Here is a 22,478-nt window from a genome sequence, read left to right on the forward strand (position 1 = left end):
CTAATGTAACTCAATCCTACCGAGCTTTAGCCAGAATTTTTTCACGGACGCGACGTGCATTTTCTGCGGCATTGGATTGATCGTTGATACGGTGGTAGAGATGCAGCACTTCAGTTGCCCAAGACCCAGATTTACGAATCAAGCCTGTGTTTTGAAGTCTAAAAACAAAATCGGCATCTTCATGCCCCCAGCCTGTCATAGTCTCATCAAATCCACCTATGGTCAGGGCATCAACTTTCCAGCAGGCCATATTGCAGCCTTTAATACGGCGCCAGACAAATTTTTTGTAGTTGCGCCAGGCACCATCACCCAGCTTGATTGTAAGAGGCCAGTACTTATTGATACCACCGGATAGTCGATAGCTTAATAAGTTATCAGTGAATTTCTTGAAATCCCAGTGTGGCCATGAAAGTAACTGCTTGCTGAGTTCGTTGTTCAGTAATACACGACTACCTGTCACTAGATGGTTCGCCTGAGAAAGTAAACAGTGTTGTGCAATAAAGTCCGGCTGAACAATGCAATCACCGTCAAGAAATATGAGATAGTCACCGTGCGCTGCTTGAATGGCTTGATTGAGAATACGGGTCTTGCGAAAACCTTGATCTTCTTGCCAGAGATGGGTGATTTTTACTGGGAAATTTTTTTGGGCTGCTTCTATGAGGTCTTTTGTATCTTGGGTGGAACCATCATCGGCAATGATGATTTCAAAATCTAAATCGGTTTGAGTGCTAAGTGACTCAAGACAGAGTTTGAGGGCTTGCGGCCAGTTATAGGTCGCCAGAAGAACGGAGATCATTTGCTAGCAGAACGATTGGGGTTTACTTCTTGGTGCAATTGCCATAACTTCATGTAGCGATAGTAGGTTCCTTGGCCATTCGAGATTGCCAATGCAAAACCCTGAGGGCCGTCTAAAAAACCAAGTCGTATGAAGTAGGTTCGAGTAAAAGCCCAGATACCATGAAGCACTGCAGTTAAAGGACTACTCTTTTTGCCTTTAGAAAATGCCTGCTCTGCTGAAGCTGTTGAATAGCGATCTAGCTTCTGGAGCACTTGCGAGTAGTTCATGAAGCTGTAATGCAGCATCGGATTTTCTAGCTTGGCAACTTGCCCACTAGGAATCAGTCGCTCATGAACCAGATCATCTGAGAAGCGGGCAGTACCGCGCTTAAATAATCGATCTACATAATCTGGATTCCAGCCAGAATGCCGAATAAAACGTCCGCAATACCAAGATAGGCGTGGAATTGCAAAACAGTCAACATGGGCTGAATGATGAATAGCTGTCAGAATCTCACTTCTGAGGGCCGGGGTAAGGCGCTCATCAGCATCTAAAGAGAGCACCCATTCGCCAGTTGCCAGGTCTAAGGCGCGATTCTTTTGAGGCCCAAATCCAGGCCAATCTGCTGGCTGGCTGATGATTGCCCCATGGTGTTTGGCGATTTCTAGGGTCTTATCCGTGCTTTTGGTATCGACCACCACGATTTGCTGGGCAATCCCCTCCAGGGAGGCCAAGCAATCGACCAAATTGGCTTCTTCATTGCGAGTGATGAGTATGACGGATAAGGTGGGCATAATTCATTATATGAATGCTCAAGACCGTACCGCCCTAAATCGCTTAATTCAGTACCTTAAGCCCCATATTGGCTTAATTATTGGATCTTTATTGGCCATGGCGCTGGTTGCTGGCGCAGAAACCTCTATTCCGGCCCTCATGAAGCCTTTGCTAGATCGAGGTTTTACTGGCCAGATGGATCAAAAACTCTGGCTGGTGCCAGTTTTCTTGGTCGGCCTAGCTTTTGTGCGGGGTATGGCGCAATTTTTATCTAGCTATCTTTTAAATCGTGTCATCAACATTGTTTTGCTGAAGATGCGTATGCAGATGTTTCAAGCCTTATTACATTCAAGCACTACTTTTTTCCAAAAGAACTCTGCATCCAGCTTAATTAATGCGGTAGTTTTTGAGGTAAATAATGCCCTCTCCATTATGGGTGGCATGTTGATTAGTTTGGTACGTGATTCCCTTACAGTGGTCGGATTGATTGGCTATCTGATTTACTTAAATTGGCAGCTGACATTGGTAGTGCTGATGATTTTCCCAATCATCGCTTTCATCATTGGAAAAATTAATAAACGCTTGCGCTCGCTGAATCGTGAGCAGCAAACAATGACGAGTGAGCTCGCTTATATCGTTGAAGAGTCAGCCGCTGGATATAAGATTGTGAAGGTACATGGCGCAGAGGAGTACGAGATGCGCCGCTTTATGGAAAAAGCAGATCGCCTTCGCCAATTTGCTTTGAAATCAGCGGTTGCTGGCGGTCTGAATCAGCCAATTACCCAACTCATTGCTTCTATGGCGCTGTCTATCGTCTTAGTCATTGCCTTAATGCAGTCAGCCACCGAGGGAACTACGGTTGGTGGCTTTGCCTCTTTTATTACTGCCATGTTGTTGGTGATCTCCCCGATTAAGCATCTGGCTGATATTAATCAGCCCTTGCAGCGCGGCTTGACTGCTGCGGAAATGATCTTCACCCTTATGGATCAACCTATTGAGGAGGATGAATCTCGAAAAGAGAATATGAAGCCTCTAGGCAAAGCCAGGGGCGGAATTCGGTTTGAAGATGTCGGCTTCTCTTACCAGCAAGAGGCTGGACGTAAAGATGCTCTCACTGGCGTGAGTTTGAATATTAAGCCCGGTGAAGTGGTTGCCTTTGTAGGGCCGTCTGGCGGTGGTAAATCTACGCTGGTCAATTTATTGCCACGTTTCTTTAAGCCGACCAGCGGACAAATTTTCTTGGACGATATTCCGCTCGAGGATATTGTGCTGGCTGATGTGCGAAAGCAGATTGCTTTTGTGAGTCAAGATGTCATTTTATTCAATGACAGTATTGCGGCAAACGTAGCCTATGGCGCTACCGGCGCGGATGGTGTTGATCGTGGACGTGTCATCGAAGCGCTTGAAGCGGCAAACTTATCTGCGCTCATGAAAGAAATGCCCGAGGGCATTGACACCCAAATTGGTGATAACGGAAATCGTCTATCAGGCGGTCAACGTCAGCGTTTAGCTATTGCAAGAGCTATCTACAAAGATGCGCCTATTCTGATTTTGGATGAAGCAACGTCAGCGCTAGATTCTGAATCCGAGCGTCAAGTACAAGATGCCTTGGAGCGCTTGATGGCTGGTAGAACTACTTTAGTTATTGCCCATCGCCTATCAACCATTGAGCATGCTGATCGGATTGTGGTTCTAGAGCATGGTCATGTGATTGAGAATGGCTCACACGAAGCATTAATTGCTAAAGATGGCCTATATGCCAACTTGCATCGTATTCAGTTTTCGAACGCTTAATCAATGATTAGCTGAGAACGATATCGTATTGTTCTTGGCGGAAGCTGCCTTCTGCCTGGAGTTTGATGGGTTTGGCAACAAAGTCGCCTAACTGTGCCAAAAACTGATTCTCCTCCTCAAGGAAGAGGTCAATCACATCGGGTGCGGCAACGATTCTAAATTCTCTTGGGTTAAATTGGCGATGCTCTCGCACAATCTCTCGCAAAATCTCATAGCAAACCGTTTGCGCAGTTTTGATTTCACCTTTGCCTTGGCAAGTAGCACAAGGCTCACAGGTGATATGGGCTAAGGATTCTCGAGTTCGTTTACGTGTCATCTCCACTAGACCTAGTGAAGAGAAGTCATTCACCGAGGTGCGAGCATGATCGCGTTCTAAATTGCGATTGAGTTCATGTAAAACCGATTCCTGATGGTCTTTACTCAGCATGTCAATAAAGTCGATGATGATGATGCCGCCAAGATTGCGCAAGCGCAGCTGACGGGCAATAGCTTGAGCAGCTTCAAGATTGGTTTTAAATACGGTGTCATCCAGATTGCGTGCACCTACATAACTTCCGGTGTTGACGTCAATCGTAGTCATCGATTCTGTTTGATCAATCATCAGGTAGCCACCCGATTTAAGATCTACTCTTCTGCCAAGTGCTTTATTAATTTCAGCATCGACATCAAATAAATCAAATAGGGCGCGCTCACCACGATGTAGCGTCAGTTTGTCTAATAGGTTTGGCATATACAGTGCAGCGAACCCTTTGAGCTTTTCAAAGTTCTCAGCTGAGTCCACCCGAATTTTTGTAGTGTCTTCACTAGCAAGGTCACGTAATACGCGTTCAGCCAGACTCAGGTCCTGATAGAGCAAGCTAGGCGCGGCCTTGTGATTCACGGCCTCACGAATTTTTTCCCAGGTGGTGCGCAGGTAATGCATATCGTGCTTGAGCTCAGTATCGCTGGCATCTTGTGCACTCGTGCGAACGATGATTCCACCTTTTTCATCGGCAGGCATCAGTCCTGTAAGGCGTGCCTTGATGGCTTCCCGCTCTTCAGGCTGATCAATTCTTTGGGAGACGCCAATATATTTCTCGATTGATGCATCTGTTCCTGCTGGCGGTAGATACACCAAGTTTCGTCCGGCAATACTCAGTTGGGTGGTGAGACGTGCCCCTTTAGTTCCTAAGGGATCTTTGAGAACCTGAACTAAGACATTTTGCCCCTCAAAAAGCAGTTTTTCGATTTGAGCTTGAGGGTTATTTTGAGTGATGTCAGCGACGTGCATAAATGCAGTGCGCTCTAAGCCGATTTCAATGAAGGCGGACTGCATGCCAGGTAGCACACGTACCACTTTAGCCAAATAGATATTGCCGACGATACCGCGTTGACGTGTACGCTCGATTTGAAGCTCTTGAACAGCACTTTGCTGAATGAGTGCTACCCGTGTCTCTTGGGGAGTGATGTTGATCAGAATTTCTTCGTTCATATGCGGGCGACTTTAGCGAAATCTAATAATTGGTTAACTTCGAAAATAGGTAATCCCATGATACCGCTATAGCTACCTTTAATTGAGGGAATAAAAGCCCCGCCAAGACCCTGAATGCCATACGCTCCAGCCTTACCAAAGGGCTCGCCACTCTTTATATAACTATCAATTTGAGCTTCAGTTAAATGGGCAAATTCCACCTCGGATACTTGTATCAAGCACAGGGGATTTGTTTTGGGATCAATTGTGAGTACGACTGCAGTTAAAACCTCATGTACTTTGCCGCTAAGCATTTTTAGAATACGCGCAGCATCAGAAGCGTCATGAGGTTTCCCAAGAATTTCTCCATCTGGATTGCTAGGTAGGCTGACGGTAGTGTCTGCACACAGGATGGGCGCCCAAGGCTTGCCGCTGTTTTGCCACCTAGCTAAAGCAATAGCACTTTTGGCAAAGGTAACTCGTTCAACGTAAGCGCGAGCCTTTTCATTGGGGAGAGGTGTCTCAAGGGCTTCCGTATCTTCATCAGGTGCTGCAACCAGCATCTCAAATTGGATGCCAATCTGTTTAAGCAACTCTTGGCGTCGCGGGCTTTGTGAGGCAAGGTAAATATAAGAAAATATCAATGACTTACTCGCGGTGATAGGGGTGGCCTTGCAAAATAGTCCAAGCTCGATAGAGTTGCTCAACCAATAAGACTCTTGCCATGGCATGTGGCAGGGTCAGGCTCGAGAGGCGCCATATCGCTTGAGCATTCTCCTTAAGACTGGGATCGAGCCCATCAGCACCACCAATCAAAAAAGTAATGTCAAAGCCTTCCTGTCGCCAGCCTGCTAACTGGGTAGCTAGATTTTGTGTGGTTTGATCTTTGCCGCGTTCATCAAGTGCAATTACCCGCGAGCCTTTCGGAATGGCTGCTGCAATCTTGATTGCCTCTTTGGCTGGAGTGAGATCAGGTTTGATCTCTTTGATTTCAATAGTGCAATCTGTGGGCATGCGCTTAATGTAATCATGGGTTGCAGTTGCAACCCATTCTGGCATTTTGTGACCAACAGAAACAATCGTTAAACGCATTGTTAAGAAATTACTCTTCGTCGTCTGGTTCGCTTGCCTTTACCAGCCCCTTATCCGCTGCTAGCTTCACTCGCACAGGTTTGGCTCCCCACATGCCTTCAAGCTGATAGTAGGCGCGTAATGCAGGCTGCAAAATATGAACTACGATATCGCCGCAATCAACCAGTACCCACTCGCCAGTTTCCAGACCTTCTACGGAGATCACTTCACCACCTTTGGTGTTGACAGCCTCTTTAACCGACATGGCTAGGGATCTAGTCTGACGATTGGAGGTTCCGGTGGCGATGATGACGCGATCAAATAATTCGCTGAGCTTTGTGGTGTCGTATACACGAATGTCTTGTGCCTTGACATCCTCGAGAGCATCAATCACGACACGTTGTAATTTTGTTAAGTCCATAGTTTCTTTAGTATTTTTCTGAGAATTTTGAATATAAGGGTGATCTTAGCCTGATTACTTGTACAGGCCTAAATTTGTAATGATTTCTAAAGTATGAGACGGAATGTGCTCGGCAATATCACTGCGAGAAGCGCTTTTCAGCTGACTCCGAAGCTTTGTGGATGAAATGTCTACTGCAAGACTGTTATCTAAGTAGATGCGGCCAAACAGGCTTTTTTCAAGAGCGTTTGCATCAATACATTGATGCTTTTCTAATAAAGCCTTCATTTCAGGGCTGATTAGGGTAGAGAGTTCATGGTGAGGTCTACTGACCACTGCGAAATTAACAAAGTCCAGTAATTGATCCCAAGACTTCCAGGACGGAAGATTAATCAGAGAGTCAGCCCCCATTAACCAAGTTATGTTGACCTGAGGCCCAAAACGCTCTCTCAGAGCTTTGGCTGTATCGATTGCATAGCTTGGGCCTGCTCGATCAATCTCGATGCGATCCACTCCAATTTGAGTAGGTATTTTTAGATACAGCAATACCCGAGCTAAATCAATGCCCGCTGCTTCAGTGAGTTCAAGACGAATTTCTGCGGGTGTGATGCCAGAGCTTTTTTGCCAGGGCTCGCCACTGGGGATAAGGAGCAAAGTATCCAGGTGCAGAAGCTTTGCAAAATGCATGGCCAGTTTAAGATGACCAAGATGTGGCGGGTCAAAAGTGCCGCCCAGAATACCAATTTTTTTTGGAGCGCCCAAATCTGCTGACATCATTTAGGCAAGCCAGTCGCGCGGCTTAAGGTAGTAGTCATACAGCTTTTCCTCTGGCGTACCTGGCTTTGGTTGCCAGTTGTACCACCACTGCACTACGGGTGGCATGGACATCAAAATAGATTCAGTGCGTCCACCAGAGTGCAGGCCAAAAATGGTGCCTCGGTCGAATAATAAGTTGTACTCCACATAACGACCACGACGGTATTCTTGAAACGCTTTTTCTTCGGGCGTAAAGCTGTCTTGATAACGACGCTCCACAATCGGTAAGTAAGCATTAATAAAGGCATCGCCAACAGCACGTGTCATGGCAAAGCTTTGCTCAAAACCCAGTTCATTGAAATCGTCAAAGAACACGCCACCAATACCGCGAGGCTCCTCACGATGCTTGAGATAAAAGTACTCATCGCACCATTTTTTGAATCGAGGATGTAGCTCTTTACCAAAGGGGTCTAAAGCATCTTTAGCAGTTTGATGGAAGTGTTTACAGTCCTCATCAACACCATAGTAGGGCGTAAGATCAAAACCACCCCCAAACCACCACACTGGCTCTTTATCAGGAGCTTGCGCGATAAAGCAGCGCACATTCATATGGGTGGTTGGTGCCTTGGGATTATTTGGGTGAAACACCAAGGAAACACCCATAGCCTCAAAGCTACGTCCAGCAACTTCGGGGCGATGGTGTGATGCTGAAGGAGGCATTTGATCACCGCGAACATGAGAAAAACCTACACCACCTTTTTCTAATATATTGCCGCCGTCTAAAGTGCAAGTGCGCCCATAACCCCGCAGCTTGCTATCTTCTGGCTTTTCCCAGGCGTCCACTACAAAGGCTTTGCCATCGACTGCACTCATTGCAGTAGTGATGCGATCTTGCAGGCCTAAAAAGTAAGCTTCTAATTCTGCAATATTAATTTGAGTCTGTTCAGTAGATGACAAGGATGAAAAGTCCTTCGTAGTTAGGTTTGTTTCACTGCCCGATAGCCAATATCTTTGCGATATTGCATGCCATCGAATTGGATCTGAGCAATCGCTTCATATGCTTTTTGTTGTGCACCGCGCACGGTATCCGACAAACCTACGACGCACATGACGCGACCACCAGAGGTGACTAGCTTCCCATCTTGTAACTTGGTACCGGCATGAAAAGTTAATTGATCTTCAGTATCAGTAGGGATACCCATAATCACATCGCCATTACGTGGAGTATCAGGATAGTTGTGAGCTGCCAGCACCACGCCTAGTGCAGTGCGGCGATCCCACTCTAGATCCACTTCGTTGAGTGTGCCGTCTACAGCATGATCTAGCGCATTGACGAGATCACTACGTAGGCGTGCCATGATGGGCTGTGTTTCTGGATCACCCATGCGGCAGTTAAATTCTAAAGTCTTGATCTTTCCGTCGGGAGAAATCATGAGCCCTGCATAGAGAAAGCCGGTGTATGGAATGCCATCAGCTTCCATGCCTTTAACGGTGGGCATGATGACTTCGCGTAAAGCACGTGCATGAATTTCTGGTGTAACTACTGGAGCAGGGGAGTAAGCCCCCATACCACCGGTATTGGGACCTTGATCGGCATCGAGCAAGCGCTTGTGGTCTTGACTGGTTGCTAAAGCTAAAACATGTTTGCCATCTACAAGAACGATAAAGCTGGCTTCTTCACCAGTCAGAAATTCTTCAATGACAACGCGTGCACCGGCGTTTCCGAGTTTGTTATCGGCCAGCATCATGTCGACCGCTGCGTGGGCTTCTACCAAGTCCATTGCCACAACTACACCTTTTCCGGCAGCTAGACCATCAGCCTTGATAACAATCGGCGCTCCTTTAACATCAATGTAAGCATGTGCTTCTAATGCATTTGAAAAAGTCTGGTATTCCGCTGTCGGGATACCATGACGTTTCATGAACGCTTTAGAGAAATCTTTGGACGACTCTAATTGAGCAGCTAGCTGAGTAGGCCCAAAGATGCGCAAGCCATTATTGCGAAAGACATCTACGATACCAGCAGCCAATGGCGCCTCAGGGCCAACTACGGTGAGGTGAATTTTTTCACGCTTAGCAAAGTCCGCCAATTCTTGAAGGTCAGAGATCGGAAGATTTTGAATGCCAGCTGCGGTTTGTTTTGCAGTGGCCGTGCCACCATTACCCGGCGCCACATATACAGTTTGAACTTGTGGAGATTGCGCTAACTTCCATACCAATGCATGTTCACGACCACCAGAACCAATTAAAAGAATTTTCATAAAGTGCTAAAAGATATATTAATAAGTAATGTTTAAAAGCTGGTCGTTTACAAAGAGGCGTTCGTGAATACTTCTTGAACGTCATCCAAGTTCTCAAGCGCATCTAATAGTTTTTGCATACTCTCCGCTTGATCACCTTCGAGTTCAGTTTCAGTTTCGGGGCGCATCGTTACTGTTGCTAGTTCTGCTTTTAAACCCGCCTGATTGAGTGCGTCCTGTACCTTGGGAAAATCAGGCACTGGGGTGAGCACCTCAAGCGAACCATCATCATGGGTGATGACATCTTCTGCGCCAGCATCTAGCGCGATCTCCATGAGTTGATCTTCATTGGTGCCTGGGGCAAACAACATCTGACCACAGTGTTTGAACATAAAGGCAACCGAACCTTCGGCGCCCATATTGCCACCATTTTTTGCAAATGCATGGCGTACTTCAGCAACAGTACGGGTACGGTTATCCGTTAAGCAATCAACAATGATGGCCGCACCATTGTGACCGTAACCTTCGTAACGAATTTCTTCGTAGTTAACACCTTCTAGCGAACCTGTGCCGCGCTGAATTGCGCGCTGCACGTTGTCGTTGGGCATATTGGCATCCTTAGCCTTATCGATCGCAAGGCGCAAACGGGGGTTCGTAGCGATATCGCCACCGCCCAATTTGGCTGCGACTGTGATTTCTTTAATAAGTTTGGTCCAAATCTTGCCGCGCTTTTCGTCTTGACGTCCTTTGCGGTGCTGAATGTTGGCCCATTTCGAATGGCCGGCCATACGGGTAAGTCCTTTTGAGTAATGTGGCTTGAAGAGCCTATTTTAAGGTCTTCTGAGGCTAAGAATGGGGGCCATACAACTTTTTTGTTACACTCTCACCTCTTAGTAAGCTTCAATGCAGTATTTCCTCTGCAAACACCTGCCCCGGTGATGGAATTGGTAGACGTGCCGGACTCAAAATCCGGTGCCGCAAGGCGTGGCGGTTCAAGTCCGCCCCGGGGCACCATCTCAAGTAGGCTGTTATTCACGCCCAGAGATGCTCTCAATATTAAATCTCGTAAGTTTCTGACTCGCTATTCATCGCTTGCTCGACAATTTTTTTAGTGAGCGTGGGTGAGAATAGTTCGATGAAGGTATACACAAAAGAGCGCAAGTAAGCTCCTTGCTTAACACCTAAATGCGTCACGTTATTACCAAAGAGATGCCCAACTTGAATGACTCGGAGGTTACGATCTCGATCTGCGTCATAAGCTAATCCCGCCACGATACCCACACCCATTCCTGTTTCTACATAGGTCTTAATGACGTCCGCATCAATTGCCTCCAAAATAATATCGGGGCTGAGATTACGTTGTGCAAAAGCGGCATCAATCTTGCTGCGACCCGCAAATGCTTTGTCGTAGGTAATTAGCGGGTACTTCGCAATCTCCTCTAGTGTGATTGTGGATTGATTGAGGAGTGGGTGGCTTAGTGGCACCATAACGACGTGGTGCCACTGGTAGCCTGGAAGTGCCAGCACACCTGGGGTATTGGCAATTCCTTCAGTTGCTATGGCGATATCAGCACGATCCTGAGTGAGCAGCTCCGCAATTTGACCTGGGCTTCCTTGTTGAATGCTGACCCTTACCTTTGGAAAGCGTTTTGTAAATTCAGTTAGCACTTTAGGTAAGGCGTAACGAGCTTGGGTATGGGTGGTGGCAATCACAAAGTTACCTTGGTCTTGGCTGGCAAAGTCTTTGCCCACTCTTCTTAAGGTTTCCACTTCATCCAGAATTCTCTCAATTGAGACGAGGATACGCTTGCCCGGCTCTGTAAGTGAGCGAATGCGTTTGCCGTGGCGTCGGAATATTTCTACGCCAAGTTCATCTTCCAGCTCAATAATGGCCTTGGAGACCCCGGGCTGAGACGTAAAGAGCGCCTTAGCGGCCGAAGTGAGATTAAAGTTCTGCCTGACGGCCTCACGAACAAATCGAAATTGATGCAGATTCATATGAATTCCATTCTTTATATCAACTGCGATATAGGAATCAAATTCTATATGATTTTGAGGTATTAAGCTCTAGATACCCAACGTAAACCTACCATCGCCAAAATGAAATACAGCAGCGGTGGCGTTAGGGCAGTCAGCAACGCTGGCCATGATCCCAAAAGCCCCACATTGGAGAAGAGGGAGTTGAAAAGCTGGAAGCTCATGCCCAGCATGATGCCGCCAAATACCTTAATGCCAACGCTGCCTGCCCGAACCTTTAAGTAGGCAAATGGCAAGGCCAGTGCCAGCATGACAAAGATCGTAAATGGATAAATTACTTTTTTCCAAAAGGCAATGGAGTGTCTTTGCGCATCCTGTTTGTTATCTCTTAAGTGAGAAATAAAGCGACCCAAACTAAAGATCGACATTTTTTCTGGACTGACTAAAAGTACGCTCAAAATTTGTGGCGTGACTTCAGAATCCAAACTGACAATTGGGTGCGAGAAAGTTTGCGCTGAATAGACTGGGTTTAGTGGGTCAGCCTGCTTGGTTTCTTTAAAGCGAGTTTCGGTGACATCATCCAAAATCCAAGTTCCAGTTTGATCAAAGCGTCCAGATGCAGCACTCCGAATGGAGAGTAGGCGATAGGCATCATCAAACTCATACATGCGGATATTTTTGATTCCATTATCCTGCTCAATTTTGCCAACGTTGACATAACGCACTCCTGGCCTAATTGGTCCACTACCATCCTCATCACGTAAGCGATCTTTAACCCACACCCCCGTTTTAAATTGCGAGCTATAGGACGAACCCAAAGCCTTCATACGAAGTTGATCAGATAGGTTTTCGGTGTAAGGCCCAAGCCACTCACTCATCACGAGCGTAATAATCACTAACGGTAAAGAAATCTTCGCTAGGGTAGTTAAGCCCCTACGCATATCCAAGCCAGCAATACGTAAGATGGTGAACTCAGATTGACTTGCTAGCATCGCAAATACATAGATGCTTCCAATCAAACCAGCGATGGGAATAATTTCAGAAATGCGGCTTGGTGCTTTCAACAAAACATGCAGCAAGGCCAATGGTAAGGTGTATTGACCTTTGACTGAGCCGAGCTCGCTGAGGATGTCAAAAAATAAGAACAGTGCAACTAAGGCAAAGAGAATGAAGCCAAAAGCAACATAAATTTGCCTAGCTAAATAGCGTTCAAAAATATAGGGAAAGAGATATTTCATCTATTAGCCAGGAACGAAGGTAGCTGACGGCGCCACCATTTTAACGATGGATTAATACGATTACGAATCAGTAAAAAAGCGATGCCAAAAGCCAGGGTATGTATGGGCCAAGCCGCTAGCAACACATTCACCTTACCTTGCGACACAAAGTTTTGCGTGAGGTTTAAGAGGTTGCTATAAATAAGGTATATCAATACCGCATAAAACATTGCGGTGTAATTGCCTAGTCTTGGATTGACATAGGCAAGAGGAATTGCGATTAACACAAGTCCAAGTGCCATTAGTGGTAAACCGATCCTCCACAGTAACTCAGCCTGATTGGGATTAACGGCCGCCGCATTGGGATCATTTATCAACTCAGATACGGATTTTTCGCGATCACGCGGCGCTGGATCGAGTGCGCTCTTGTTTTGAATCTGGGTGCTGTATTGGGCGAACTCCAGAATCCTAAAATCAGGCTGTGTTGGCATTCCTTCGTAGCGCCGGCCATTATTGAGCACGATAGATTTGCCACCACCCTGTACATTTTCAATAAATCCTGTAGAGGCAACCGCGACACTCAGGCGACCATTTTTGGTTTCTGCGGCAAAGATATTTTTCACTTCGCTTTTGTTGACATCTAACTCTTCAATGAAAAATACGCGCTCGGCTTTGGCTGACTCTCTAAACTGGCCTGCAGCAACCATAGAGACATCACTGCGCTGCTGAAAGCGCTGGCTAATGAGAGTGGATTCGCGGTTAGCCCAGGGCCAAACAAATAGGGCTAAGAGCGCAATCACGATGATCAGTGGCGCTGCAAAGCGCAGGATGGGTCGAATGAGGCTGGCAATACTGAGTCCGCTAGCAAACCAAACAATCATTTCTGAGTCTTTGTACCAGCGTACAAGCACCATGAGAACTGCCACAAAGAGGGAGACTGTCAAAAGAACGGCCATATAACTCAGAGTAGCTAGTGCAATGAGGACGAGCGCATCCTCTGGATTGACGGCACCATTGGCTGCAAAGCCCAAAATTCGGATAACCAGAGTAGTAATCATGATGGTTACTAGGACCAAAAAAACGCCACCAGTCGTAAAACTGAGTTCGCGGCGAAGGGCTTGGTGAAAAATCATGAATAAATGGTGAGTTCACTGTTATTGGCTCACTCAAGATGTGAACCTGCATCTCGGAGGATAATGGATAAACACCCATTTTTTCCCTTGAATTGACTTAAAAATACCTCAAGACATCATGACTATCCAATTTAGCACCAAGATTTTCGCGCAAGCCGATCTGAATAACCCTAAGCAGCTCAAAGCAAGCCTAGCCACTTTATTGGCGCAGAGCTCAGACTGCTTAGTTTTGGCCTACTCAAAAGCGGACTTAGATGTTCTAGCGACCTCCAAATCTAAATCTGGACTTCTAGTCGAATTAGATCGTCTGCTTGGCGGTTCCGTTACCCATGCCAATCTCGTTGGTGACCTCGATGCTCAGCAAGCTTCTACCTGTGTGATTCGTGCTGAAAAGTCTTGGGCCGCATCTGGAGTAAAAGTAAAACGCATTCTCTTGGTGTCTTTGGGTGACATTACTCCAACTAGTGCACGTAGCCTGAACTCATATTCAAAAATTGCGCGCGCCGCATTAAAGCAGCTCAGCGGTGGCTCCATTCAAAGTGCTTTGTGGTTTATTCCGAGTTTCGCTCTGGGCCATCGTGCGGAGTTCATTGCCGAAGAAGTGCGCTTGACCATTCAGTATGCTGGTGATCAGGCATATCGCTTTGGGGTTCGCCAACCAGCGATGAAATTCAAGGTCAAAGATAAAGCAGATACGTTTAACCATCTTACTTTTGCAGGTAATGATGCTTGCGCTAAAGAGCTCAAGGCCGCAGTTCCAGAGGGCGCTGCAATGGTTGAGGGTATGAACTTAGCTAAGGACTTGGGTAATTTGCCTCCCAATATTTGTACGCCAACGTATTTAGGTAAGGCAGCGCAAGGCTTAAGTAAAAAGACGGGATTAAAGGTTGAGGTTTTAGGTCGCAAGCAAATTGAAGCCTTAGGTATGGGTTCATTTTTATCTGTGGCCCAAGGTTCAGATACGCCACCACAATTTATTGTGATGCGTCACCTCGGTGGCAAAGTAGGTGAGGCTCCAATTGTGTTGGTGGGCAAGGGTATTACCTTTGATACTGGCGGTATTTCTCTTAAGCCTGGTGAGGCGATGGATGAAATGAAGTACGACATGTGCGGCGCTGCCTCTGTGATTGGCACGATGTACGCTACAGCTTTAATGAAGTTGAAAAAGAACGTCATCGGCGTGATTCCGACTTGTGAAAATATGCCTTCCGGTAATGCCACTCGGCCTGGCGATATTGTGAAGAGTATGTCGGGACAAACGATTGAGATTCTCAATACCGATGCTGAAGGTCGTTTGATCCTGTGTGATGCCTTAACTTATGTTGAGCGCTTCAAGCCTAAAGCGGTGATTGATGTAGCCACCTTGACTGGGGCCTGCATCATTGCCTTGGGTCATGTACATAGCGGCGTGTTCTCTGATGACGAGGGTTTAGTCAATGCACTCACGAAGGCAGGTCATGCCTCTTTAGATACTGTATGGCGTTTGCCTTTGGATGCGGCTTATCACGAACAGCTGAAATCCAATTTTGCAGATGTGGCCAATATTGGTGGACGTCCAGCAGGTAGCGTAACCGCCGCTTGTTTCTTATCGCGCTTCACCGAAAAATATAAATGGGCTCACTTAGATATCGCGGGCACTGCTTGGAAGAGTGGCGCTGCCAAAGGTTCAACTGGGCGCCCAGTTCCTTTACTTGTAAATTACTTGCTAGAGCAAAAGTAATTCATGGCTCGGATTGATTTTCATAGCAACGTGAGCGATAAGCTGGAATACGCTTGCCGCTTAACGCGCAAGATCTGGAGTGCCGCAGCTGTTGGCGAGCCTGTTCGCAATATCGTGATGGTGGGCGAGAAAGCGGATCTCAAAAAGTTAGATGAACTGCTGTGGGCATTTAGTGCAACGGATTTTTTGCCCCATTGCTTGATTGAAGATGAAACAGCAATCGATACACCTATTTTGCTGACAGATGATTTTCTGTCACCTGCTTTGTCTCATCTTCCTCATGCAGATGTGCTGATTCATTTAGGAATGCGTATGCCGTCTGATGTTCCAGCTTTACTTGCTCGCTTCCCTCGTATCGTTGAGGTTGTGACTGTTGATGAATCTGAGCGCCTTGCTGGTCGTGAGCGCTATAAAGCCTATCGTGACTTAGGTCACGAATTGCATAACTTCGATCAATCTAAAGCGTAATGTTGATTCATCCTGAATTTGATCCTGCCGTAATCCGAATTGGTTCATTTGCCATCCACTGGTATGGCTTGATGTATCTCTTAGCGTTTGCTCAATTTTTATTGCTGGGTCGTTTGCGCATACGCACTCCGCGATATCAATCTTTAGGGTGGTCATATAAAGACCTTGAGGATCTTTTGTTTGTTGGCGTCTTAGGCGTAGTGCTTGGTGGACGTTTGGGTTACACCCTGTTTTATATGCCAGGCTACTATTTCGCAAATCCTCTGAGCATCTTTAAGATTTGGGAAGGTGGCATGTCTTTTCATGGTGGGCTCCTGGGTGTCTTGCTTGCTTTGCTCTGGTTCGCCTATCGTCGCAAGGTTTCATTCTTTGTTGTCAGTGATTTAGTTGCGCCACTAGTTCCATTTGGCTTAGCGTTTGGTCGCTTGGGTAATTTTATTAATGGCGAGCTATGGGGAAGGCCGACGGACTTGCCTTGGGCTATGGTTTTCCCAATGGTGGACTCTATTCCCCGTCATCCCTCCCAGATCTACCAGTTTCTGGGCGAAGGCATTTGCCTGGGCATCATTCTTTGGATTTATTCCAGCAAGCCGCGCAGAGTAGGGCAGATTTCAGGCTTATTTTTGTTGGGTTATGGTGTTTGCCGCTTCTTGGCGGAATTTGCTCGAGAGCCTGACGCCTTCTTGGGGCTCCTAGGCCTAGGTCTTTCTATGGGTCAGTGGCTTTCTGTTCCCATGATCGTTTTCGGAATTTACCTTATAGTGAGAGTAAATACGAAAACAGGCACTTATCAGTAGTTAAAAATCCGATTTTCTGGGTCTTTTGTAGTTAATTTCTCAAAATTAACTAGATATCTCGGAAATGTATTGAATTTTGACTGATTCTGCCTAATTTCAGACTATCTCTACCTCAATCGAAAGAAATCCATGCTGGAGAAGCTCACTAAAGCTCGAAATTTGTCTAAGGCAAATAACGCCATCAAGCGTCTGATATCGGAGCGAGGAGAATCCAATGCGCTTAGCATGGCCGACGATGTAGTTAACAACTACCGTAAGTTGTCAAAAGATCAATATGTCTCATTTTTTACTTTTTTGTTTGAGAAGCTCAATCCTCAAGCTGACGCAGTACTGAAAGCAGCGCAAAATTTTGTAGCCGACTCTAATGCACGTAATTACATTCAGTTGCAAAAAGTTTCTGAATCTCCGCGTCAAGAATTCTTCCGTCGCTTAAATCGTGCCAGCCACGGCACCGCCGCTGTAGTACAAATGCGCCGTGATTTATTGCAGCTATTAGATAAAAAGCCTGAACTGGCTGCTGTGGATTTCGATATGCGCCACTTGCTATCTTCTTGGTTTAATCCCGGATTTCTGAAGATGCATCAGGTGGACTGGAAGTCCCCAGCGGAGGTGCTTGAGAAGCTGATTCAACACGAGGCAGTGCATGCAATTGATGGTTGGGATGACCTACGTCGCCGTCTTCAGCCTGATCGTCGTTGCTTTGCCTTCTTTCATCCACAGCTTCCAAGTACGCCTTTAATCTTTGTGGAGGTGGCTCTCCTGCCTGAGATTCCAACGGTGATCACGCCATTGGTTGATAAGAAAGCCGAAACAGTTGATCAGGCATCGCAATATAAAGTTGCCGTTTTTTATTCGATTAGTAATTGCGAGTCTGGACTTCGCGGTGTATCGATGGGTAACTTTTTAATCAAGCGGGTAGCAGAGCATTTACATGCCGAGTTCCCTGGAATAAAAACCTTTGTAACTTTATCGCCTATTCCTGGTTTTATGGATTGGGTAGCCGCTGGTGCGAATTTAGGTGATGGTGTCCCGGCTGAAAGATTAAAGCCGAACCTCAGGGTGGCGCGAGATGCTGCTTTGGCGGTGCTAGGGCTCGAGAGGCAATCTTGGGCTGAGCAATTGGCGGGCGGATGGCACCCCGACCTAGCCTCCGAGAAAGAAAAAACGGCTTTATTGAGTTTGGCGAGCATCTATTTGGGCTTGGCTTCTACCGGGCGCGATGGCAACCCCGTGGCAAAGTTTCATTTGGGTAATGGTGCCAAATTGCATTTGGTGAACTGGGCGGGCGATTTATCGCGCAAAGGGCTGCGTCAATCTGCTGGCTTGATGGTCAATTACCTTTATGACCTAGGAAGCGTGGAGGATAACCATGAGCGCTTTGCCAATGGTGAAATCGTGTATTCCAGGGCTGTAGCTCGCCTAATGGCTCCCTAGTGTTTTCCCTTGCATAGACTTTTGCAGCAAGCCTTAAGTGCCCTTAAAATGGGTGCTGTATTTATAAATATGAAGTCAATCATGAGATTGATGCAAAAGGAGACGAAGTGTTTAATCCAAAAAACAAGTCATCAGCATTTTCTTCGGACATGCTTAAGAAAGTAATTTTTTTAGTCTGCGCCGTACCTTTGACTGTATTCGCACAAGAGTGGCCAGTGAAGACCATCACTTTTGTGAATCCATTTCCAGCGGGTGGTGGCACAGATGCTTTTGCTAGACCATTAGCAGCTCAATTAACAGAGCAAATTGGTAAGCAAATTATTATCGATAATCGTGGTGGTGCAGGCGGTACTGTTGGTGCCTCAGTTGCTGCGAAGGCTGCCCCAGACGGATATACTTGGTTCATTGGCGCTACCCATCACACTATTGCTCCTTCGATGTATAAGAATTTGGATTACGATATCGAAAAGAGTTTTATTCCAGTTGCGATGATTGCTAACGTGCCACAAGTATTGGTGATTAATCCACAGCGCGTGAGTGCTCGTAATGCTAAAGAGTTCATTGAGCTCATGAAGAAAAATCCTGGTAAATACAACTTTGCCAGTGCGGGTAGTGGCACAGTTCATCACTTGGCTGGTGAATTATTTAAGATTCAAACAGGCTCTTTCATCACCCATATTCCATATCGTGGTGCTGGCCCAGCAATGAATGATTTATTGGCTGGTCAGATTGACTTGGAGTTTGATGGTCTTGCTACTTCTGCTCCTCAGATTAATGCTGGAAAGTTGGTAGCAATTGCTTTGGCGTCAAACAAGCGTTCCCCTGCGATTCCAAACGTACCCACCTTTAAAGAATCTGGCTTACCTGACTACGAAGTTTCCACTTGGTACTCTTTGTTTGCTCCCGCCGGCACTCCTAAGCCTATCGTAGACAAAATGATTGTCGAAGTTCAGAAGGCCTTAAATACGCCAAAGCTCAAGGCGATCTGGGAAAAGAACGGCTCTGATACGCCCAATTTATATGGTGAAGCGTTCGGCAAGCAGGTTCGTGCCGATATAACACGTTGGTCTGCAGTGGTTAAGAAATCTGGCGCTTCGTTAGATTAATTAGTTATTGTTTGAATTGTTTTTATTGTTTGGTTTTTTGAGGCTCGAATGAATTTATATTCTTTATTGGAAACAGGTTTTCCAAAAGATAAGCAGACATGTGCATTAGAAACGCATGATGGTTTGTATTACTCCTGGGGCGATCTGGAGCGCGCTACTTCCAAGATGGCTAACCTACTAAAGAGCCTCAAATTACCAGCAGGATCTCGTATTGCTGCTCAGGTTGAAAAGTCACCTGAGGCGCTCTTTCTGTACTTGGCTACAGTAAAGGCGGGCTACGTTTATTTGCCCCTAAATACCGCCTATCAAGCGGCGGAGATTCAATACTTTCTAGAGAATGCGGAGCCTGCAGTAGTTGTTTGTAGCAGCAAAAACTTCTCTTGGGTATCTAAGGTTGCCTTTCAGGCTGCTACCAAGCATGTCTTTACCCTGGATGAGGATCGCAAAGGCACTTTACTAGACCGTGCTGCTGGTCAAAGTGATAAGTTCAAAACCGTTGCCGTGAAGGATGATGATTTAGCCGCTATCTTGTATACCTCTGGCACAACCGGTCGCAGCAAGGGTGCCATGCTGACTCATAAAAACTTGGGTAGCAATGCGCAGGTATTGCAGAAGTTCTGGGGTTGGAAAAAAGGCGATGTCTTATTGCATGCGCTCCCAATCTTCCATGTGCACGGATTATTTGTGGCTGCGCATGGGGCATTAATTAACGGCAGCAAAATGATTTGGTTGCCACGCTTAGATACTGCGCAACTGATTCATCACATGCCGAATTCTACCGTGATGATGGGTGTACCAACATTTTATGTACGCTTGCTAGCGGATAAAGGTTTTAATAAGCACGTCGCGCGCAATATGCGTCTGTTTGTGTCGGGCTCCGCGCCATTACTGACTGAAACATTTAATTCGTTTAAAGAAGTGATTGGCCAGCCAATTCTTGAGCGCTATGGCATGAGTGAAACTGTCATGCTCGTTTCCAATCCCTACAAAGGCAGTCGAGTAGGTGGGTCCGTTGGCTTGCCTCTACCGGGCGTCAAAGTGCGCGTGGTCAATGAAAGCAATAAGCCTTGCGGTATTGATGAGATCGGCAGCATTCAAGTGAAGGGCCCGAATATATTTAAGGGCTACTGGCGCATGCCAGAAAAGACTGCAGAAGAATTTACCAAAGACGGCTGGTTTAAGACTGGTGACGTTGGTCGTTGGGGCGGTGAAGCTAATGGTGGCAAAGCACCTCAGGATTACCTCTGTATCGTTGGTCGTAGTAAGGATTTAATTATTTCTGGTGGCTATAACGTTTATCCAAAAGAGATCGAAAGTTTCATCGATGATATGGATGGTGTAGATGAAAGTGCTGTGATTGGTATTCCGCATCCTGATTTTGGTGAAGCAGTAATGGCGGTAGTAGTGCCAAAAGCAGGTGCCAAGTTGGATGCCCAATCCATGATTGCGACACTAAAAACACAAATCGCTAATTTTAAGATTCCTAAGCGTTTAGAGATTGTTGCCGACTTACCTCGCAATTCAATGGGTAAAGTTCAGAAGAATATTCTGCGTCAGCAATACACTAGCTAAGAGCAGTAAGAGGGCTTCTTAAAAACCAAATGCCTTGCGGCTTTCATTAAACATGAAGGCTGCAAGCATAAAGAGCATCACACCAAAGATGCGTTTGAGTTGAGCTACATCGAGCTTCCTGGCCATCTTTGCGCCCAGTGGAGCGGTAAATATACTCACTGCCACAATGCAGAGTACCGCTGGAACATAAACAAATCCAAGTGAACCCACAGGAAGATTGGGATTCCCCCAACTTCCATACATGTAGCCAATCGTCGCTGCAGCTGCAATCGGAAATCCTAAGCCGGAAGAACTGGCCATCGCAGTATGTGGTTTGACGTTGCACCAAAGCATAAATGGCACAGTAATAAATGCCCCACCTGCACCTACTAGGCTCGCAATGACGCCCGTTAGTGCCCCAAATGAGAAAAGACCAACGGCACCGGGTAATTCTCGACCGGCCGAAGGCTTTTTATTGATGATCATTTGGATCGAGGTATAGACAATAAACATGGCGAAGAATAGAGACAGCCAAGAAGTGTTGATTGCCTCAAAAATCTCACTTCCACCAACTAGGCTGCCAATCACTAGACCGGGACTGAGTGCTGCCACTAACTTCCAATCGATCGAGTTGTGTTTGTGATGCGCCCAAATCGCGGAGGTGGTGGTGAAGAGGATGGTGGCCATACCAGTTGCGATGGCCATATGTACGATGACGTTTTGGCCAAATCCTAAATGATTAAAAACCACAATCATGAAGGGCACCAAAATCATGCCGCCCCCAATACCTAAGAGGCCCGCTAGGAAGCCCGATATGCTGCCACATAACATCAGCATAGCGATATCGGCTATTGACATGAATTCCCCGCCTTAGCCGCTAGGCCGTCATCCTGAACCCTAAGGTTCAAGGTGGAACGGCTACTCTGTTTCGGGTGCATTAAGAAGTTCAGGGAGTGAACAGCGCGAAGTTGCCACTGTGAAAATTCAAAACGCTCACGCCCACAGTGTAAAGATCGTTCCTGATGCTTGCGCATCGGTTCAAGGAACTATTGGCCTTGGCGAACCAGGCAGGGAAAGGGTTTGCATCAGGGCATCCACTTGATCTTCCAGAGTATGAATTTCATTCTGGAGTCGCGTAATCTCTTCTGCATTGGAGCGGGATGAACTACTCTGTGCGGAATTGAGTTGAGATTCAGTTTGTAGTTGAATGAGATCACCTGCAATCTTCAGTGCGGCCATCATGCTCGCACGTTCAATGCTGCGGTTGCCACCATTAATTGCCAGCTGAATTTGCTCATCTACTAATGTGCAAGCAGCACGAAGCAGTGGCTCATGCTCAGTGCTCGTAGCTAAAGTAATTTTTTGACCGGCGAGGGTTACTTCAATGCGTTGTTGGCTCATTGCCATCCTCTGAATTAGTTGGTGTCGCAGGTTCGCCGAGTAAGTTTAATTGACGGCCATCACTCTGCTCGGGCAAGCGACTTAAAATATGCTGAATCCGTTTTTGTGCATCCTCAATTTTGGTCTCCAGTTGAATGCGATCCTGATGCAATGCTTTTACGGCATCAGAAATCAGCTGAATTTTTCCGGCTACCCTCTGTAGAGATATAGCTATCGAATCAGATTCAGCGGAGTCGCTTGGGACATGAGGGTTGTACTCGGTCATATAGGCATTGTAGCCTTAGGGAAATGCTTTGTGGAACCCCCGATTTTGGGCTTAGTTGAGTAAAGCCACTCAATGAATACCAAGCTTTTCTGGGTGAATATGGCCATCAAATAGGCTTATGAGGGCCCAATGGGTTGCGGGATCGG

Annotated in this window: 21 protein-coding genes, 1 tRNA gene, 1 other RNA gene and 2 pseudogenes; 8 read left to right on the top strand and 17 right to left on the bottom strand. The window is 46.5% G+C overall.

Annotated elements, in window-relative coordinates; genetic code table 11:
• Nucleotides 1–16: 16 nt before the first annotated feature.
• On the bottom strand, nt 17–796 hold the full coding sequence (locus FD977_RS02925) for a glycosyltransferase family 2 protein (protein ID WP_215306184.1): 780 nt from the start codon (nt 794–796) through the stop codon (nt 17–19).
• Nucleotides 793–1,572 (bottom strand): glycosyltransferase family 2 protein, encoded by a 780-nt coding sequence (locus FD977_RS02930; protein WP_215306186.1) that lies wholly within the window; start codon nt 1,570–1,572, stop codon nt 793–795. The genes FD977_RS02925 and FD977_RS02930 overlap by 4 nt, the downstream gene beginning before the upstream one ends.
• Before the next feature lie 10 nt (nt 1,573–1,582).
• Here FD977_RS02930 and msbA point away from each other — a divergent pair, with 10 nt between their 5' ends.
• Nucleotides 1,583–3,346 carry a lipid A export permease/ATP-binding protein MsbA gene (msbA, locus tag FD977_RS02935; RefSeq protein ID WP_215306188.1) on the top strand — a complete coding sequence of 588 codons (1,764 nt, stop codon included), beginning with the start codon at nt 1,583–1,585 and terminating at the stop codon, nt 3,344–3,346.
• A 7-nt stretch (nt 3,347–3,353) separates the two neighbouring features.
• On the opposite strand, the gene rng is transcribed toward msbA, so the two are convergent.
• The 8 genes and pseudogenes from rng to FD977_RS02975 form a co-directional block, all read right to left on the bottom strand.
• Nucleotides 3,354–4,817 carry a ribonuclease G gene (gene rng, locus FD977_RS02940; protein WP_215306190.1) on the bottom strand — a complete coding sequence of 488 codons (1,464 nt, stop codon included), beginning with the start codon at nt 4,815–4,817 and terminating at the stop codon, nt 3,354–3,356.
• A complete protein-coding gene (locus FD977_RS02945; RefSeq protein WP_251369570.1) occupies nt 4,814–5,437 on the bottom strand; it encodes a nucleoside triphosphate pyrophosphatase in 624 nt (207 codons plus the stop codon). Before FD977_RS02945 ends, rng begins: the two co-directional genes overlap by 4 nt.
• Nucleotides 5,438–5,444: 7 nt before the next feature.
• On the bottom strand, nt 5,445–5,888 hold the full coding sequence (gene rlmH / locus FD977_RS02950) for a 23S rRNA (pseudouridine(1915)-N(3))-methyltransferase RlmH (RefSeq protein WP_215306194.1): 444 nt from the start codon (nt 5,886–5,888) through the stop codon (nt 5,445–5,447).
• A gap of 13 nt (nt 5,889–5,901) precedes the next feature.
• A pseudogene (rsfS, locus tag FD977_RS02955) lies at nt 5,902–6,288 on the bottom strand (ribosome silencing factor); the annotation flags it as partial.
• A gap of 54 nt (nt 6,289–6,342) precedes the next feature.
• On the bottom strand, nt 6,343–7,044 hold the full coding sequence (nadD, locus tag FD977_RS02960; protein WP_215306198.1) for a nicotinate (nicotinamide) nucleotide adenylyltransferase: 702 nt from the start codon (nt 7,042–7,044) through the stop codon (nt 6,343–6,345).
• The gene (gene hemF, locus FD977_RS02965) at nt 7,045–7,956 is read right to left on the bottom strand and encodes an oxygen-dependent coproporphyrinogen oxidase (RefSeq protein WP_215307021.1); all 912 of its coding nucleotides are present in this window, start codon (nt 7,954–7,956) and stop codon (nt 7,045–7,047) included.
• Between the two features lie 44 nt (nt 7,957–8,000).
• Complete coding sequence (gene purD / locus FD977_RS02970; protein ID WP_215306199.1) at nt 8,001–9,284, bottom strand: phosphoribosylamine--glycine ligase; 1,284 nt, start codon at nt 9,282–9,284, stop codon at nt 8,001–8,003.
• Nucleotides 9,285–9,331: 47 nt separating this feature from the next.
• On the bottom strand, nt 9,332–10,051 hold the full coding sequence (locus FD977_RS02975; protein WP_215306201.1) for a YebC/PmpR family DNA-binding transcriptional regulator: 720 nt from the start codon (nt 10,049–10,051) through the stop codon (nt 9,332–9,334).
• A gap of 141 nt (nt 10,052–10,192) precedes the next feature.
• Between FD977_RS02975 and FD977_RS02980 the strand changes: the two genes are divergently transcribed.
• A tRNA-Leu gene (locus FD977_RS02980) sits at nt 10,193–10,277 on the top strand.
• Between the two features lie 42 nt (nt 10,278–10,319).
• Here the strand turns inward: FD977_RS02980 and FD977_RS02985 are convergent.
• The 3 genes from FD977_RS02985 to lptF form a co-directional block, all read right to left on the bottom strand.
• On the bottom strand, nt 10,320–11,261 hold the full coding sequence (locus tag FD977_RS02985) for a CysB family HTH-type transcriptional regulator (protein WP_215306203.1): 942 nt from the start codon (nt 11,259–11,261) through the stop codon (nt 10,320–10,322).
• Between the two features lie 62 nt (nt 11,262–11,323).
• On the bottom strand, nt 11,324–12,478 hold the full coding sequence (gene lptG / locus FD977_RS02990) for an LPS export ABC transporter permease LptG (RefSeq protein WP_215306206.1): 1,155 nt from the start codon (nt 12,476–12,478) through the stop codon (nt 11,324–11,326).
• Entirely contained in the window at nt 12,475–13,590 is a 1,116-nt protein-coding gene (lptF, locus tag FD977_RS02995) for an LPS export ABC transporter permease LptF (RefSeq protein ID WP_215306208.1), read from the bottom strand. Before lptF ends, lptG begins: the two co-directional genes overlap by 4 nt.
• Nucleotides 13,591–13,714: 124 nt before the next feature.
• Here lptF and FD977_RS03000 point away from each other — a divergent pair, with 124 nt between their 5' ends.
• The 6 genes from FD977_RS03000 (at nt 13,715) to FD977_RS03025 (ending at nt 20,687) form a co-directional block, all read left to right on the top strand.
• Entirely contained in the window at nt 13,715–15,310 is a 1,596-nt protein-coding gene (locus tag FD977_RS03000; RefSeq protein ID WP_371743120.1) for a leucyl aminopeptidase, read from the top strand.
• A gap of 3 nt (nt 15,311–15,313) precedes the next feature.
• The gene (locus FD977_RS03005) at nt 15,314–15,778 is read left to right on the top strand and encodes a DNA polymerase III subunit chi (protein WP_215306212.1); all 465 of its coding nucleotides are present in this window, start codon (nt 15,314–15,316) and stop codon (nt 15,776–15,778) included.
• Nucleotides 15,778–16,575 (top strand): prolipoprotein diacylglyceryl transferase, encoded by a 798-nt coding sequence (gene lgt / locus FD977_RS03010; RefSeq protein WP_215306214.1) that lies wholly within the window; start codon nt 15,778–15,780, stop codon nt 16,573–16,575. The genes FD977_RS03005 and lgt overlap by 1 nt, the downstream gene beginning before the upstream one ends.
• Nucleotides 16,576–16,704: 129 nt before the next feature.
• Nucleotides 16,705–18,009, top strand: a complete 1,305-nt coding sequence (locus FD977_RS03015) for a malonyl-CoA decarboxylase domain-containing protein (RefSeq protein ID WP_215306216.1) — start codon at nt 16,705–16,707, stop codon at nt 18,007–18,009.
• Nucleotides 18,010–18,158: 149 nt separating this feature from the next.
• Nucleotides 18,159–19,115: a tripartite tricarboxylate transporter substrate binding protein gene (locus FD977_RS03020; protein WP_215307022.1), complete on the top strand. Its 957-nt coding sequence runs from the start codon at nt 18,159–18,161 to the stop codon at nt 19,113–19,115.
• A 48-nt stretch (nt 19,116–19,163) separates the two neighbouring features.
• Nucleotides 19,164–20,687 carry a malonyl-CoA synthase gene (locus tag FD977_RS03025; protein WP_215306218.1) on the top strand — a complete coding sequence of 508 codons (1,524 nt, stop codon included), beginning with the start codon at nt 19,164–19,166 and terminating at the stop codon, nt 20,685–20,687.
• 18 nt (nt 20,688–20,705) lie between these two features.
• Here the strand turns inward: FD977_RS03025 and FD977_RS03030 are convergent, their stop codons facing one another.
• The 4 genes and pseudogenes from FD977_RS03030 to FD977_RS03045 all read right to left on the bottom strand — a co-directional run bounded on the left by FD977_RS03030 (nt 20,706) and on the right by FD977_RS03045 (nt 22,332).
• The gene (locus FD977_RS03030) at nt 20,706–21,524 is read right to left on the bottom strand and encodes a sulfite exporter TauE/SafE family protein (RefSeq protein ID WP_215306220.1); all 819 of its coding nucleotides are present in this window, start codon (nt 21,522–21,524) and stop codon (nt 20,706–20,708) included.
• Nucleotides 21,525–21,743, bottom strand: a non-coding RNA gene (gene ssrS, locus FD977_RS03035) — 6S RNA.
• 99 nt (nt 21,744–21,842) lie between these two features.
• Nucleotides 21,843–22,073: pseudogene (locus FD977_RS10885) on the bottom strand (cell division protein ZapA); the annotation flags it as partial.
• On the bottom strand, nt 22,048–22,332 hold the full coding sequence (locus FD977_RS03045) for a hypothetical protein (RefSeq protein WP_215306222.1): 285 nt from the start codon (nt 22,330–22,332) through the stop codon (nt 22,048–22,050). The gene FD977_RS03045 and the pseudogene FD977_RS10885, both read right to left, overlap by 26 nt.
• Nucleotides 22,333–22,478 lie beyond the last annotated feature (146 nt).

The sequence above is a fragment of the Polynucleobacter sp. AP-Elch-400A-B2 genome (assembly GCF_018688355.1).
Lineage (GTDB): Bacteria > Pseudomonadota > Gammaproteobacteria > Burkholderiales > Burkholderiaceae > Polynucleobacter.